Below are 13130 nucleotides of genomic sequence, written 5' to 3'. Positions count from 1 at the left end.
CGTCACCGGCAGCAAATTCGAAATTCCTGATTCAGCCACACGCGCCCTACCGAAAGCGCGGACTGCGAATACCCGGCGCGATGACGCGCCGGGTACGATAGCTTTGCTTACTCGGCCGCCTCCGACGTCGGCGCCGGCCCAACCTTCGAGTTGTGCAGGTCGACGTTGAGACCGAGCGAACGCATTTCCTTGACCAGCACGTTGAAGGATTCGGGGATACCCGCCTCGAACGTGTCGTCGCCGCGAACGATCGCCTCGTACACCTTGGTGCGGCCGGCGACGTCGTCCGACTTCACCGTCAGCATTTCCTGCAAGGTGTAGGCGGCGCCGTAAGCCTCGAGTGCCCAGACTTCCATTTCGCCGAAGCGCTGGCCGCCGAACTGCGCCTTGCCGCCCAGCGGCTGCTGGGTGACGAGCGAGTACGGACCGATCGATCGCGCGTGGATCTTGTCGTCCACGAGGTGGTGCAGCTTGAGCATATAGATGTAGCCCACCGTCACCTTGCGGTCGAAGGGATCGCCGGTGCGTCCGTCATAGACCGTCGACTGGCCCGACGCGTCGAGGCCTGCCATCTTCAGCATCTCCTCGATGTCGGCTTCCTTGGCGCCGTCGAACACCGGCGTCGCGATCGGCACGCCGTGGCTGAGATTACGGCCGAGTTCGAGCAATTCGCCGTCGTTGAGCGTCTTGATCGTCTCTTCATCGCCGTAGATCTTCTTCAAGGTCTCCTTCAGCGGCTTGGTGTCCTGCTTGGCGAGGTAAGCATCGACCGTCTGGCCGATGCGCTTGCCGAGACCGGCGCACGCCCAGCCGAGATGGGTTTCGAGAATCTGCCCGACGTTCATGCGCGAAGGCACGCCGAGCGGATTGAGCACGATGTCGGCGTGGGTACCGTCCTCGAGGAACGGCATGTCTTCGATCGGCACGATCTTGGACACCACACCCTTGTTGCCGTGACGGCCGGCCATCTTGTCGCCGGGCTGGATCTTGCGCTTCACCGCGACGAAGACCTTGACCATCTTCATCACGCCGGGCGGCAACTCGTCGCCACGCTGCAACTTCTCGACCTTGTCGAGGAAGCGCTGTTCAAGCCCTTTCTTCGACTCGTCGTATTGCTTCCGCATGGCCTCGATTTCGGCCATCAGCTTGTCGTTGGGCGACGCAAACATCCACCACTGCGAACGCGGATGCTCTTCGAGCACGGCACGCGTGATCTTGGTGTCCTTCTTGAAGCCCTTCGGACCGGCGATGCCCTGGCGGTTTTCCAGGAGCTCGGCCAGACGGCTGTAGACGTTGCGGTCGAGGATCGCCTGTTCGTCGTCGCGGTCCTTGGCCAGACGCTCGATCTCTTCCCGTTCGATCGCCAGCGCACGCTCGTCCTTGTCGACGCCGTGGCGGTTGAAGACGCGGACTTCCACGATCGTGCCCTGCACGCCTGGAGGCACGCGCAGCGAGGTGTCGCGGACGTCGGAGGCTTTTTCACCGAAGATGGCGCGCAGAAGCTTTTCTTCCGGCGTCATCGGGCTTTCGCCCTTCGGCGTGATCTTGCCGACCAGGATGTCGCCGGCACGGACTTCGGCGCCGATGTAGACGATGCCGGCTTCGTCGAGGTTCTTCAGTGCTTCTTCCGAAACGTTCGGAATGTCGCGGGTGATTTCCTCAGGGCCCAGCTTGGTGTCGCGGGCCATCACCTCGAACTCCTCGATGTGGATCGAGGTGAAGACGTCGTCCTTCACGATCCGCTCGGAGAGCAGGATCGAGTCTTCGAAGTTGTAGCCGTTCCACGGCATGAACGCGACCAGCACGTTGCGGCCGAGCGCCAGCTCGCCGAGATCGGTCGAGGGACCGTCGGCAATGATGTCGCCCTTCTTGACGACGTCACCGACCTTCACCAGCGGACGCTGGTTGATGCAGGTCGACTGATTGGAACGCTGGTACTTCATCAGCCGGTAGATATCGACGCCCGACTTGGTCGGATCGAGATCCTCGGTGGCGCGGATCACGATACGGGTGGCGTCGATCTGGTCGATCACGCCGGTGCGGCGGGCGGCGATCGCAGCGCCCGAGTCACGGGCGACCACGCCTTCCATGCCGGTGCCGACGAACGGCGCTTCGGCGCGCACCAGCGGCACGGCCTGACGCTGCATGTTCGAGCCCATCAGCGCGCGATTGGCGTCGTCGTTCTCGAGGAACGGGATCAGCGCAGCAGCGACCGAGACGAGCTGCTTCGGCGACACGTCCATGTAGTCGACCTTGTCGGGCGCGAGCATGACGTTTTCGCCGGCGTGGCGGCAGACCACGAGATCGTCGGTGAAGCGGCCGCGGTTATCGAGCGCAACGTTGGCCTGCGCGACGTGGTGACGGCCCTCCTCCATCGCGGAGAGATAGACCACCTCGTCGGTGACGCGGCCGTCCTTGACCTTGCGATAAGGCGTTTCGACGAAGCCGTATTTGTTGACGCGCGCGAACGTCGCGAGCGAATTGATCAGGCCGATGTTCGGACCTTCCGGCGTTTCGATCGGGCAGATACGGCCGTAATGCGTTGGGTGCACGTCGCGCACCTCGAAGCCGGCGCGCTCGCGGGTCAGACCGCCCGGGCCAAGCGCCGACAGGCGCCGCTTGTGGGTGATCTCCGACAGCGGGTTGGTCTGGTCCATGAACTGCGAGAGCTGCGAGGAGCCGAAGAACTCGCGCACGGCGGCAGCCGCCGGCTTCGCGTTGATCAGGTCCTGCGGCATCACGGTGTCGATATCGACACTCGACATGCGCTCCTTGATCGCGCGCTCCATGCGCAACAGACCGATGCGGTACTGGTTCTCCATGAGTTCGCCGACCGAGCGCACCCGGCGATTGCCGAGATGGTCGATGTCGTCGATCTCGCCCTTGCCGTCGCGCAGGTCGACCAGCGTCTTGATGACGGCCAGGATGTCGTCCTTGCGCAGCGTGCGCTGGGTGTCCGGCGCGTCGAGATCGAGGCGCATGTTCATCTTGACGCGGCCAACGGCGGACAGGTCGTAGCGCTCGGAATCGAAGAACAGCGACTGGAACATCGCCTGGGCCGAATCCAGCGTCGGCGGCTCGCCGGGACGCATCACGCGATAGATGTCGAACAACGCGTCTTCACGCGTCATGTTCTTGTCGGCATGCAGCGTGTTGCGGATATAGGCGCCGACATTGACGTGGTCGATGTCGAGGATCGGCAGTTCCTTGTAGCCCTGCTCGTTCAGCGCCTTCAGGAGCTTCTCGGTGATTTCCTCGCCGGCTTCGGCATAGATTTCACCGGTCTTCGGATTGACGAGGTCCTCGGCAAGGTAGTTGCCGACCAATTCCTCATCCGACATGCGCAGCGCCTTCAGCCCCTTTTCCTGGAGCTGGCGTGCCGCGCGCACGGTGAGTTTCTTGCCGGCTTCCAGCACCACCTTGCCGGTGTCGGCATCAATCAGGTCGTTGATGGTGGAGTAGCCGCGGAAGCGGGTGGCGTCGAACGGCACGCGCCAGCCTTCCTTGGCGCGCTTGTAGCTGATCTTCTTGTAGAAGGTCGAAAGGATCTGCTCGCCATCGAGGCCGAGCGCGAACATCAGCGACGTCACCGGAATCTTGCGGCGGCGGTCGATACGCGCATAGACGATATCCTTGGCGTCGAACTCGATGTCAAGCCAGGAACCGCGATACGGAATCACGCGCGCGGCAAACAGCAGCTTGCCGGACGAATGCGTCTTGCCCTTGTCATGGTCGAAGAACACGCCGGGCGAACGGTGCATCTGGGAGACGATGACGCGCTCGGTGCCGTTGACGATGAAGGTGCCGTTCATCGTCATGAGCGGGATATCGCCCATGTAGACGTCCTGCTCCTTGATGTCCTTCACCGACTTCGCGCCGGTTTCCTCATCGATATCGAACACGATCAGGCGCAGCGTCACCTTCAGCGGCGCAGCAAAGGTCATGCCGCGCTGGCGGCACTCATCAACGTCGTATTTCGGCGGCTCGAATTCGTAGCGGACGAATTCCAGCATCGAGGTGCCGGAGAAATCCGAAATCGGGAATACCGAACGGAAGACCGCCTGCAGGCCTTCGTCGAGCCGGCCGCCCGGGGGCTCGTCAACCATCAGGAACTGGTCGTAAGACGCCTTCTGAACCTCGATGAGGTTCGGCATCTCTGCGACTTCCTTGATGTGTCCGAAAAACTTGCGTACGCGTTTGCGACCGGTGAACGTCTGCTGCGCCATCGTGGCCTCTCGTTATCGTCGCCCTGGAGGGAGCGAACCTTTCCGAAAGCGGTGATGTCAAAATCGCCTTCGGAGTTGAATTTCGTTTTCGTCCCCTCGACGGCTCGCCTCTCGCAGGACGCTGAAGTCCTGAATCGAAAGTTCCGCTATCCAAAGAACGCAAAGCGACGCGCGGGGCGCTCTAACGCACCCGCACGTCTAAAACCGCTTCGTTACGGACTGCAAAGCCCGAAATTGCCTATCTCCCAACGGCTTGCGGCGAAACCTTGCGGTCCCCTCTGCCTGCCGTGTTTTCGTGCTGCCGACCCGATATGGGACGGCGATCGTGGAAAATCGAGGGGTATCCCCGCCAATCCCCACACTTTCTCGTGTAGGACGCCCGCCGGGCGGAACCCGGCGGGGTCTTGGTGACGCGAATTACTTGAGCTCGACCTTGGCGCCAGCCTTCTCGAGCTGGGCCTTGATCTTGTCGGCTTCTTCCTTGTTGACGCCTTCCTTGACCGGCTTCGGAGCGCCTTCGACGAGGTCCTTGGCTTCCTTGAGGCCGAGGCCGGTGATGGCGCGCACTTCCTTGATGACCTCGATCTTCTTGTCGCCGGAGGCGGCCAGAACGACCGTGAATTCGGTCTTCTCTTCCGCCGGTGCCGCAGCACCACCGCCGGCCGCCGGGCCGGCTACCGCCACGGCCGCAGCCGCGGAGACGCCCCACTTCTCTTCGAGGAGCTTGGCGAGTTCGGCCGCTTCGAGCACGGTCAGGCTCGAGAGGTCGTCAACAATCTTCTGCAAGTCAGCCATTGATCTGTTTCCTTAAACGTATTGGTTCGAACCAGGTTGTTACTGTTTGGCGAAGGGTCAGGCCGCTTCGCTCTTTGAGGCATGAGCCTGAATGACGCGCGCGAGCTTGGCCGCGGGCGCATTCGACAACTGAGCAAGCTTGGTCGCCGGCGCCACGAGCAGGCCGACGATCTTGCCGCGCAGTTCATCGAGCGACGGCAGCGAGGCAAGCGCCTTCACGCCGTCAACATTCAGGACGGTTTTACCCATCGAGCCGCCGAGAATGACGAACTGTTCGTTCGCCTTGGCGAATTCGATGGCAACCTTCGGCGCTGCTACCGGATCATTGGAAGTCGCGATCACGGTCGGCCCCTTCAGCAGGGAGCCGATAGCAACGACGTCAGTGCCTTCAAGAGCAATTTTGGCGAGACGGTTCTTCGAGACCTTCACCGAGGCGCCAGCCTGCTTCATCTGCATGCGCAGTTTCTGCATCTGGGCAACGGTAAGGCCGGAATAATGAGCAACGATCGCGACGCTGGTGGTCTTGAACAGACCATTCAGCTCCTCGACAGCGCCCTTTTTTGCCGCTCTTTCCACAGCAAGCTCTCTCCGGTTGGCGGTCCTTCAGCCAGAGGCAGGACCGCCGGGTTGCACCCATCGTCCCGCCGTCACACAGACCTGAAAGACATTGCACTCTTCAAGGACGCGTCGGGCAGAACGACATTGAAACGCCTGCCCTCCCGAAGGCCTTGCGGGCCAGCGGGGTGTCGAGGTTCGAACCAAATCTCCGAGGAACGGGGAACCCGTCAAACGGAGCGAAATCTGGTCTTCACCCGTCTATGCAGGCCATACGATTAAGCCGTTGAAAAACTTTCGTTTATCGCGGGCGCCCGCAGTCTTGGACAGGATCAAGGCAAGCAGGTAAAACCGGCCTGCCCCAGCCCGATTTCCTCTCAAACGATAGCTTTCCCTTCCTTTCGAGCATCCAAGCGGAATGTCCTGAAAGGAAAGGTCTCCTATTCGTTCTCTTTCGGAAAGCGAGCACAGACGCGCCAGCGATAGCCAGCACGTCCGGAAGCGGCCTCTTTAACGGGTCTTTTTCGGCTTGCCAAGGGCTAATTTGGCGCAGGCTGAGCGGGCCAGAAATACCCCAAAAATCTTCATCCCGCCCGTCACACCAGCCCTCCCTCACTCGTCTGAGGGGGAGGAGCCCACATGAAGAGATTGATAGCAGCGATCCTCGGCGTCGCGAATATCGCCAATGGCCTGATGATGCTGGTCGCCGGCCCCCTCTGGTACCAAAGCGTACCGGGAGCGACCGAGACCAGTCCGTTCAACCCGCACTTTGTGCAGGACATCGGCGCCGCGTTCCTGGTTTCAGGCCTTGTGCTCGCCATTCGCGCCTGGCGGCCGGTCTATTGGCCGGCAGCGGTCGCGGGCGCGGGCTTTCTCGCCGTCCATGGCCTGATTCACCTCGTGGCGATCGTATCGGGCCACGACCATCACACCGCCTTCGACGTCGTTGCCGTGGTGCTCCCATCCGCGATCGCCCTCTATTCCGCCTTCCCCACGAGAGGAGAACATCATGCGTAGCTGGTTCGCACGCTGTCTCTTGCGCCGTTACAGCAAGCACTATTCCTACGACACGAGCTATCTCGAAATGCTGCTCGATGAATCGCCTGCCGCCTTTTTCAAGTTTGCTCCGCTGATGAAGGCCTCACGTCATCGCGAAGTGATTCCGATCGAAGCGAGCTTTGCCGCAGGCATCACCGGCACCAAGGCGGAAGATTGCGGACCCTGCGCCCAGCTTGTCGTCGACATGGCGCTTGAGGCCGGTGTGCCGAAAGACCAGATCGAGGCCGTCGTGCGTCGCGATGTCCGCGCCATGAGCGACGATGTCGTGCTCGCGTTCCGTTTTGCGGATGCCATCGTGCGGCGGTCCGCCGATGAAGACGAACATCGCGACGCCATCCGCGCCCATTGGGGCCAGAAAGGCGTGATCGACTTGACCTTCGCGCTCCAGATGGGCCGGATGTTTCCAATGATGAAGGCAGCCCTCGGCTACGCCAAGGAATGCCGCCGAATTTCGGTTGACGGAAAACAGATCGATGTCGTCAAGCAAGCCGCATGAAGGCGATCCGATTGCGCCGTACCGGCGCCGGCTGCTAGGGCTTGCCTATCGCATGCTCGGCAGCCGGAGCGATGCCGAGGACGTGGTGCAGGATGCCTATCTTCGTTTCGCGGACGCCGATGACGTGCGCAATCCGGAGGCCTTTCTCGTCACGGTCGTGACACGGCTCTGTCTCGACCGGCTCAAAAGCGCCAAGGCCCAACGCGAAATCTATGTCGGCCCCTGGCTTCCGGAACCGGTCTTCGACACCGACGGCCTCGCGACGGATGCAGCGACCGAACTCGCCGACGACCTTTCTTTCGCGCTGCTGCTCGCGCTCGACCGGCTGTCGCCGCAGGAGCGCGCCGCCTTCCTGCTGCACGACGTCTTCGAGGTTCCGTTCTCCGAGATCGCCGCCATGATCGACCGCAGCGAACCGGCCTGCCGGCAACTGGCGACACGGGCCCGCCGCGCGGTGCGCGACGAGCGGCCGCTGCCTGCCGCAGCACCAGACAGCCATGAACATCTGTTGAAGGCCTTTGTGGAAGCCGTGGCCAGCGGCGACCTGTCGCGGCTGACCGGCCTGCTGCGCGAAGATGCGGTCGCCGTGACCGATGGCGGCGGGCGCAAATCGGCCGCGCTCAATCCCCTCTACGGCGCCGACAAGATCGCACGTTTCTTCATTGGCGTGGCCGGCAAGAATGCGCACCGCGACATCCGCATCGAGCCCGCGATGATCAACGGCAGCATCGGCGCGCTGCTCTATCTCGACGGTGAACTCGATCACACCTTGAGTGTCAGCATCGACGGCGAGAAGATCGCGGCGGTCTATCTGGTGCGCAATCCCGACAAGCTTCGTTACGCAGCTAGCTCGTTGCCCCACTAGGTCTCTGGCGGAGTTAGCGCACCGGATAGGCCAGCGGCTGACCGGCAAAGAACGCGTCGAGATTGGCGACCACGCAGTCCTGCATCGCGGCGTGCGCGTCCTGCGTATGCCCGCCGATATGCGGGGTCAGCACCACGTTCGGAAACGCGGTCAGCGCGCCGGGCGGATGCGGTTCCTTCTCGAACACGTCAAGGCCGGCGCCGGCGATCGTGTTGTTCTGCAAAGCCGCAATCAAGGCCGCCTCGTCGATGACCGAGCCGCGGGAGATATTGACGACGTAACCTTCGCTGCCGAGCTTTTGCAGGATGTTCGCATCGACGACGCGATGCGTCTCCGCGCCGGCACGCACCGCGATCATCAGCACGCCGCACCATTCGCTGAGCGCTTCCAGACTCTCGAAGTAACGATACGGCAGGTCGTAGCGGGTGCGGCTGAAATAGCCGACTTCGGTTTCGAACGCCGCGACGCGGCCTGCGATCTTGCGGCCGATCTCGCCCATGCCGTAAACACCGATGCGGCGGCCGGGATTGCCGGACAGCGCGCGCAACAGCGGCGACGGCTTGCCCGCCGCCCAGTTGCCGTTGCGGACGAATTCGTCTGCGGGAAGAATCCGCCGGGTCGCGGCAAGCATCAGCGTGACGGCGAGATCGGCGACGCTTGCGGCGTTCGCGCCCGGACTGTTGCCAACGGCGATGTTGCGCTCCTTCGCTGCGACCAGATCGACACCGTCATAGCCGGTGCCGTAGCAGATGATCGCGCGCAACGAAGGCAGCGTGTCCATGACGCTGCCGGGCAACTGCGTGCCACCGGCGGTGATCATGGCGCGAACGGAGGAAAGCTCCTCCTTCGCGAAGACCTCGAGCGGCGGCTTGCCGGCTGCGTCCAACAGCTCGAAGCGCTGCCCGATCCGCACCATCAGCGCCTTGGGGAATTTCGAATAGATCAATACCTTTTCGGGCATCTGCTCATCCTCTCCAAATCCACCAAGCAAAAAGAGCGGAACCGGTTGCCCGATCCCGCTCTTTTTCTCGATCCGCCATTTAAAATGTTTAGCCGAGAATGCTGCCCGGCTCGACCTTCACGCCCGGTCCCATGGTGGAGGAAACCGCCACGCGCTGGATGTAGGTGCCCTTGGAGCCTGCGGGCTTCGCCTTGGCAACCGCATCGGTGAGCGCCTTGACGTTTTCCACGAGCTTCTCTTCCGAGAACGAGGCCTTGCCGATGCCGGCCTGGACGATGCCGGCCTTCTCGACGCGGAACTCGACCGAGCCGCCCTTGGCACCCTTCACGGCCGCGGTGACGTCCATCGTCACCGTGCCGATCTTCGGGTTCGGCATCATGCCGCGCGGGCCGAGCACCTTACCGAGACGGCCGACCAGCGGCATCATGTCGGGGGTGGCAATGCAGCGGTCGAAATCGATCGTGCCGCCCTGCACCTTCTCGACGAGGTCTTCGGCGCCGACGACGTCAGCGCCCGCAGCCTTGGCTTCGTCCGCCTTGGCGCCGCGCGCGAACACGCCGACGCGCAAGGTGCGGCCGGTGCCGTTCGGCAGCGTCACCACGCCGCGGACCATCTGGTCGGCGTGACGGGGATCGACGCCGAGATTGATGGCGATCTCGACGGTCTCGTCGAACTTCGCTTTCGCGCGTTCCTTGACCATCTTGACGGCCTCCGCGAGCGGATAGAGCTTCTCGCGGTCGACGCCCTCGCGGGCCTTCTTGGTGCGTTTTCCGATTGTCATCGCCGATTACCCCGCAACTTCCAGACCCATCGAGCGGGCCGAGCCCTCGACCATCTTCATGGCCGATTCGATGGTGTCGCAATTGAGATCCTTCATCTTCTTCTCGGCGATCTCGCGCACTTGCGCTTTGGTCACCTTGCCGGCCTTGTCGCGGCCCGGCGCTTTCGAGCCGGACTCGATCTTGGCGGCCTTCTTGAGGAAGAAGGACATCGGCGGCGTCTTCATCTCGAAGGTGAAGGAACGGTCCGCGTAAATGGTGATGATCACCGGGATCGGGGTGTTCTTTTCTTCCTTCTGCGTCTGCGCGTTGAACGCCTTGCAGAATTCCATGATGTTGAGACCGCGCTGACCAAGCGCGGGACCGATCGGAGGCGACGGATTGGCCGCTCCGGCCGGCACCTGCAATTTCAGGTATCCGGTCACTTTCTTTGCCATTTCTCACTCCTGTTGTGCCGACCTCGAAAGACCGGCGGTTTCAGGTTCGTGGTGCGGTTCAGGTGCGGCTGGCAACCGCCCTCTCCTCCCACGTCCTCTTCAATGGAGACGTTGCCGCCTCCAGGTCCAATCAGGCCACCTTTTCGACCTGACCGAATTCCAGTTCGACCGGCGTGGCGCGGCCGAAGATCGACACCGCGACCTTCACACGCGAACGCGCCTCGTCGATTTCCTCGATGACGCCGGAGAACGAGGCGAACGGACCATCCGCCACGCGCACGTTCTCGCCGATCTCGAAAGACACCGACGCCTTCGGGCGTTCCACGCCTTCCTGCACCTGGTGCAGGATGCGCATCGCTTCGGTTTCCGAAATCGGCATCGGCTTGTTTTCAGCGCCGAGGAAGCCCGTCACCTTCGGGGTATTCTTGATCAGATGAAACGCCTCGTCGGTCAGCTTCATTTTGACCAGGACATAGCCCGGGAAAAACTTCCGTTCCGCATCGATCTTGCGGCCGCGGCGTACTTCCGTGACCTTCTCGATCGGCACCAGCACCTGTTCGAACAATTCCTCGAGCCCGCGCTGCTTGGCCTGCTCGCGGATCGACTCGGCGACCTTCTTTTCGAAATTGGAATAGGCGTGGACGATGTACCAGCGCTTATCCATGAGTTGTGTTGCGGTGCTTGCCATCAGTGGATGCCCAGGAGCAGCGTGATCACATATCGGATGATCTGATCGGCGAAGAAGAAGAAGATCGAGGCGAGCGCGACCATCACGAACACCATTGCGGTGGTGATCATGGTTTCGCGGCGGGTCGGCCAGGTGACCTTGGCGGTCTCCGAGCGCACCTCCTGCAAGAACTTGAACGGGCTTGTCGCCATCGTCAGATATCCGTATCCGTCGTCAGACGAACCAAAATGTTAAACGCAAGAATCCGAACAGACCTATCGCGCCCAGCCCTCTCTTGAAGGTTGAGCCGGCACGCGGGCTCGATTGTTCGGGGATTTCAAAGCCGCGCCGGATATCCGCGGTTAACGGGCCGACAGCAGGTGGCGGCTATGTACTGCGGAAGGGGCTAAAGGTCAAGGCAGCCGGTCTGACCGATCCGGCAAGGACAGTAAATAAAGGCCGGGGATTCAACGGCTTTGCGGCATGGGTCAAAGCTGGACACAGCACGACTTTGCCGCGCCATGCCCAGCCTCGATGCCAGCTTAAGCTACCTGCCGTAATAGACGACGGGCGCGCGCCCGACCGTCACACCGACCGGCGGCCCGATCACACGCTGCCAGACGCGACCGTCGTCAAACTGGATGCGCATGCCATCGGGCGAATAGACAGCGCTTTCGCCCCTCGCCTCGATCCAGAGCCGGCTGGCGGGTGCGTTCCAGTCCGGCCAGGCGCGATAGGATTCGCCGGTTTCCGTCGTCAGATTCACGGCATCGCCGTTCTGCGTGACGAAGGTGGGTGCGCCGATCGCGCCGTCCCGGCACATCTGGATGCACCGATAGGTGCCCGTCAGGTTAACCGTTTGGGCCGAAGCCGCCGTGGCGAGGCACGCCGCCGTAAGGCCCAAGGCCAGCGTTGTCAGTCTCATCAGGATTACTCCCTTCACTTGCATGAAGATGAACCCGATCACTCGGGTGACAAACAATCGCCGGCCAGAGCCGTTCGTTCCCTTGTTCCCTCAAGTTCCAGCTGCGCTGAAGCGAAAGGAACAGATTGCTAAAATAAGACCTATCTCAAAGCGTGATCGGTTCCTCGAGATAGCGCGTGTAGCTCTGCGACTTCGGCTTGTCCTTGTCCTCGGGGCGGACGTAGGTAATGGTCGAGCGTCCCTTGTATTCCTCTGGCACGATCATGACGCGCACGAAGGCCGACAGCTCCTTCTCGGATGCCTTCGCATAGACTTGGTCGGGACCATGCTCGACCCAGCTGTCGCCGGGCCAAAACCGAGTGCGATGTCCCACAGAATCAACCCTAAGATTTCCCATGAGCTGACAGCGCACGCCGGGCGCCGCGTGGATATGCGTGAGCGCTTCGCCGCCGAGCGGGAAACTCACGCGATCAAGCCGCATCAGCCGCTTGATCGAGGTGTCGAGCTCGATCTCGTAATTGCCGGCATCGAAACTCTTGATCCCCTTGGCGTGAATTTCTCCGCGCGGCTCGCTCATCGCGACGAGTTCCCAACGCCATAACCGTGCGCCCTCGCCGTCCCCGCGCACCGTGCATTCGCCGTCGGAGAAAAACGCCTGATCGCCGATGATCGTCTGGGTTTTGCCTGGAGCCGACAAGCTCGCCTGCCCCGAAACGCAATAGATGACGCGGCGGGCTTTCGGCAGTGTCGCCTCAGCGCCTTCGGTCAGGTGATCGTGATAGATGCGCAGGCAAAAACTTGTTTGGGCCATTTCATGCTCGTTGGTTGGAGTGGCGATGGTCTGGATGAAACGTGGCGGTTAATCTTCGTGGACGGACGCGATCAGTTCGACCTCGACCGGCGCGTTTCGCGGCAATGCGGCCACACCGATCGCGGAGCGGGCGTGACGGCCGGCCTCGCCGAACACTTCAACCATCAGCTCGCTGACGGCATCGATCACCGCGGGCTGATGGAAAAAGCCGGGCGCACTCGACACAAAGCCGGAGACGCGCAGGATGCGCGCGACCCGATCGATCGAGCCGAGCGCTTCGGCAAGGCACGCCAGTCCCTGGATGCCGCAAATTCGCGCCGCTTCCTTGCCCTGTTCCATCGAAATGCCCTCGCCCAGCCGGCCCTGAAGGCGGACTTCGCCGTTGACCTTGGGCAATTGGCCGCTGACATAGGCGATGCCCCGCTCGACCGCGACCGGCACATAGTTGAACGAAGGCTGCGCCGCCGAGGGCAGCGTCAGTCCCATCTGCGCCAGACGCGCCGACGGCGATGCGGATGTTTTCGCGTTTCCTTCCGTGGCCATGACGTTTTCCT

The 13130-nt window shown here is 62.1% G+C and carries 14 protein-coding genes; 3 read left to right on the top strand and 11 right to left on the bottom strand.

What is annotated here, in order from left to right:
- Window positions 1–107 precede the first annotated feature (107 nt).
- From rpoB to rplJ, 3 genes are all read right to left on the bottom strand, one after another.
- Window positions 108–4226 carry a DNA-directed RNA polymerase subunit beta gene (gene rpoB / locus BUA38_RS29685; RefSeq protein ID WP_072823583.1) on the bottom strand — a complete coding sequence of 1373 codons (4119 nt, stop codon included), beginning with the start codon at window positions 4224–4226 and terminating at the stop codon, window positions 108–110.
- A gap of 417 nt (window positions 4227–4643) precedes the next feature.
- Complete coding sequence (rplL, locus tag BUA38_RS29680; protein ID WP_072823581.1) at window positions 4644–5021, bottom strand: 50S ribosomal protein L7/L12; 378 nt, start codon at window positions 5019–5021, stop codon at window positions 4644–4646.
- 57 nt (window positions 5022–5078) lie between these two features.
- Window positions 5079–5597, bottom strand: a complete 519-nt coding sequence (gene rplJ / locus BUA38_RS29675; protein ID WP_072823579.1) for a 50S ribosomal protein L10 — start codon at window positions 5595–5597, stop codon at window positions 5079–5081.
- Between the two features lie 618 nt (window positions 5598–6215).
- Between rplJ and BUA38_RS29670 the strand changes: the two genes are divergently transcribed.
- The 3 genes from BUA38_RS29670 to sigJ are packed head-to-tail and all read left to right on the top strand — an operon-like array spanning window position 6216 to window position 7996.
- Entirely contained in the window at window positions 6216–6593 is a 378-nt protein-coding gene (locus BUA38_RS29670) for a hypothetical protein (RefSeq protein WP_072823577.1), read from the top strand.
- Window positions 6586–7131, top strand: coding sequence for a hypothetical protein (locus tag BUA38_RS29665; RefSeq protein ID WP_072823575.1), 546 nt, complete (start codon window positions 6586–6588; stop codon window positions 7129–7131). Before BUA38_RS29670 ends, BUA38_RS29665 begins: the two co-directional genes overlap by 8 nt.
- Window positions 7109–7996, top strand: coding sequence for an RNA polymerase sigma factor SigJ (gene sigJ / locus BUA38_RS29660; RefSeq protein ID WP_072823573.1), 888 nt, complete (start codon window positions 7109–7111; stop codon window positions 7994–7996). The genes BUA38_RS29665 and sigJ overlap by 23 nt, the downstream gene beginning before the upstream one ends.
- A gap of 13 nt (window positions 7997–8009) precedes the next feature.
- Here the strand turns inward: sigJ and BUA38_RS29655 are convergent, their stop codons facing one another.
- The 8 genes from BUA38_RS29655 to BUA38_RS29620 all read right to left on the bottom strand — a co-directional run bounded on the left by BUA38_RS29655 (window position 8010) and on the right by BUA38_RS29620 (window position 13119).
- Window positions 8010–8957, bottom strand: a complete 948-nt coding sequence (locus BUA38_RS29655) for a 2-hydroxyacid dehydrogenase (RefSeq protein WP_072823571.1) — start codon at window positions 8955–8957, stop codon at window positions 8010–8012.
- Window positions 8958–9045: 88 nt separating this feature from the next.
- Window positions 9046–9738, bottom strand: a complete 693-nt coding sequence (rplA, locus tag BUA38_RS29650) for a 50S ribosomal protein L1 (RefSeq protein WP_072823569.1) — start codon at window positions 9736–9738, stop codon at window positions 9046–9048.
- A 6-nt stretch (window positions 9739–9744) separates the two neighbouring features.
- On the bottom strand, window positions 9745–10173 hold the full coding sequence (gene rplK, locus BUA38_RS29645; protein WP_072823567.1) for a 50S ribosomal protein L11: 429 nt from the start codon (window positions 10171–10173) through the stop codon (window positions 9745–9747).
- A gap of 130 nt (window positions 10174–10303) precedes the next feature.
- Window positions 10304–10837 (bottom strand): transcription termination/antitermination protein NusG, encoded by a 534-nt coding sequence (gene nusG, locus BUA38_RS29640; protein WP_072823565.1) that lies wholly within the window; start codon window positions 10835–10837, stop codon window positions 10304–10306.
- A 23-nt stretch (window positions 10838–10860) separates the two neighbouring features.
- Window positions 10861–11052 carry a preprotein translocase subunit SecE gene (secE, locus tag BUA38_RS29635; RefSeq protein WP_072823564.1) on the bottom strand — a complete coding sequence of 64 codons (192 nt, stop codon included), beginning with the start codon at window positions 11050–11052 and terminating at the stop codon, window positions 10861–10863.
- A 335-nt stretch (window positions 11053–11387) separates the two neighbouring features.
- Complete coding sequence (locus BUA38_RS29630; RefSeq protein ID WP_072826536.1) at window positions 11388–11765, bottom strand: hypothetical protein; 378 nt, start codon at window positions 11763–11765, stop codon at window positions 11388–11390.
- 145 nt (window positions 11766–11910) lie between these two features.
- Window positions 11911–12576, bottom strand: a complete 666-nt coding sequence (locus tag BUA38_RS29625) for a hypothetical protein (RefSeq protein WP_072823562.1) — start codon at window positions 12574–12576, stop codon at window positions 11911–11913.
- 48 nt (window positions 12577–12624) lie between these two features.
- Window positions 12625–13119: a RidA family protein gene (locus BUA38_RS29620; RefSeq protein WP_072823560.1), complete on the bottom strand. Its 495-nt coding sequence runs from the start codon at window positions 13117–13119 to the stop codon at window positions 12625–12627.
- Window positions 13120–13130 lie beyond the last annotated feature (11 nt).

This window comes from Bradyrhizobium erythrophlei, assembly GCF_900142985.1.
GTDB classification, from domain to species: Bacteria; Pseudomonadota; Alphaproteobacteria; order Rhizobiales; family Xanthobacteraceae; genus Bradyrhizobium; species Bradyrhizobium erythrophlei_B.
This window is presented reverse-complemented; position numbering and strand designations above follow the sequence as displayed.

Excerpts from the sequence above, each read along its gene's own strand:
- BUA38_RS29620 (WP_072823560.1), bottom strand. The coding sequence starts at position 13,119 with ATGGCCACGGAAGGAAACGCGAAAACATCCGCATCGCCGTCGGCGCGT.
- rplA (WP_072823569.1), bottom strand. The coding sequence starts at position 9,738 with ATGACAATCGGAAAACGCACCAAGAAGGCCCGCGAGGGCGTCGACCGC.
- rplK (WP_072823567.1), bottom strand. The coding sequence starts at position 10,173 with ATGGCAAAGAAAGTGACCGGATACCTGAAATTGCAGGTGCCGGCCGGA.
- BUA38_RS29630 (WP_072826536.1), bottom strand. The coding sequence starts at position 11,765 with ATGAGACTGACAACGCTGGCCTTGGGCCTTACGGCGGCGTGCCTCGCC.
- rplL (WP_072823581.1), bottom strand. The coding sequence starts at position 5,021 with ATGGCTGACTTGCAGAAGATTGTTGACGACCTCTCGAGCCTGACCGTG.
- BUA38_RS29670 (WP_072823577.1), top strand. The coding sequence starts at position 6,216 with ATGAAGAGATTGATAGCAGCGATCCTCGGCGTCGCGAATATCGCCAAT.
- sigJ (WP_072823573.1), top strand. The coding sequence starts at position 7,109 with ATGTCGTCAAGCAAGCCGCATGAAGGCGATCCGATTGCGCCGTACCGG.
- BUA38_RS29655 (WP_072823571.1), bottom strand. The coding sequence starts at position 8,957 with ATGCCCGAAAAGGTATTGATCTATTCGAAATTCCCCAAGGCGCTGATG.
- BUA38_RS29625 (WP_072823562.1), bottom strand. The coding sequence starts at position 12,576 with ATGGCCCAAACAAGTTTTTGCCTGCGCATCTATCACGATCACCTGACC.
- secE (WP_072823564.1), bottom strand. The coding sequence starts at position 11,052 with ATGGCGACAAGCCCGTTCAAGTTCTTGCAGGAGGTGCGCTCGGAGACC.
- BUA38_RS29665 (WP_072823575.1), top strand. The coding sequence starts at position 6,586 with ATGCGTAGCTGGTTCGCACGCTGTCTCTTGCGCCGTTACAGCAAGCAC.
- nusG (WP_072823565.1), bottom strand. The coding sequence starts at position 10,837 with ATGGATAAGCGCTGGTACATCGTCCACGCCTATTCCAATTTCGAAAAG.
- rpoB (WP_072823583.1), bottom strand. The coding sequence starts at position 4,226 with ATGGCGCAGCAGACGTTCACCGGTCGCAAACGCGTACGCAAGTTTTTC.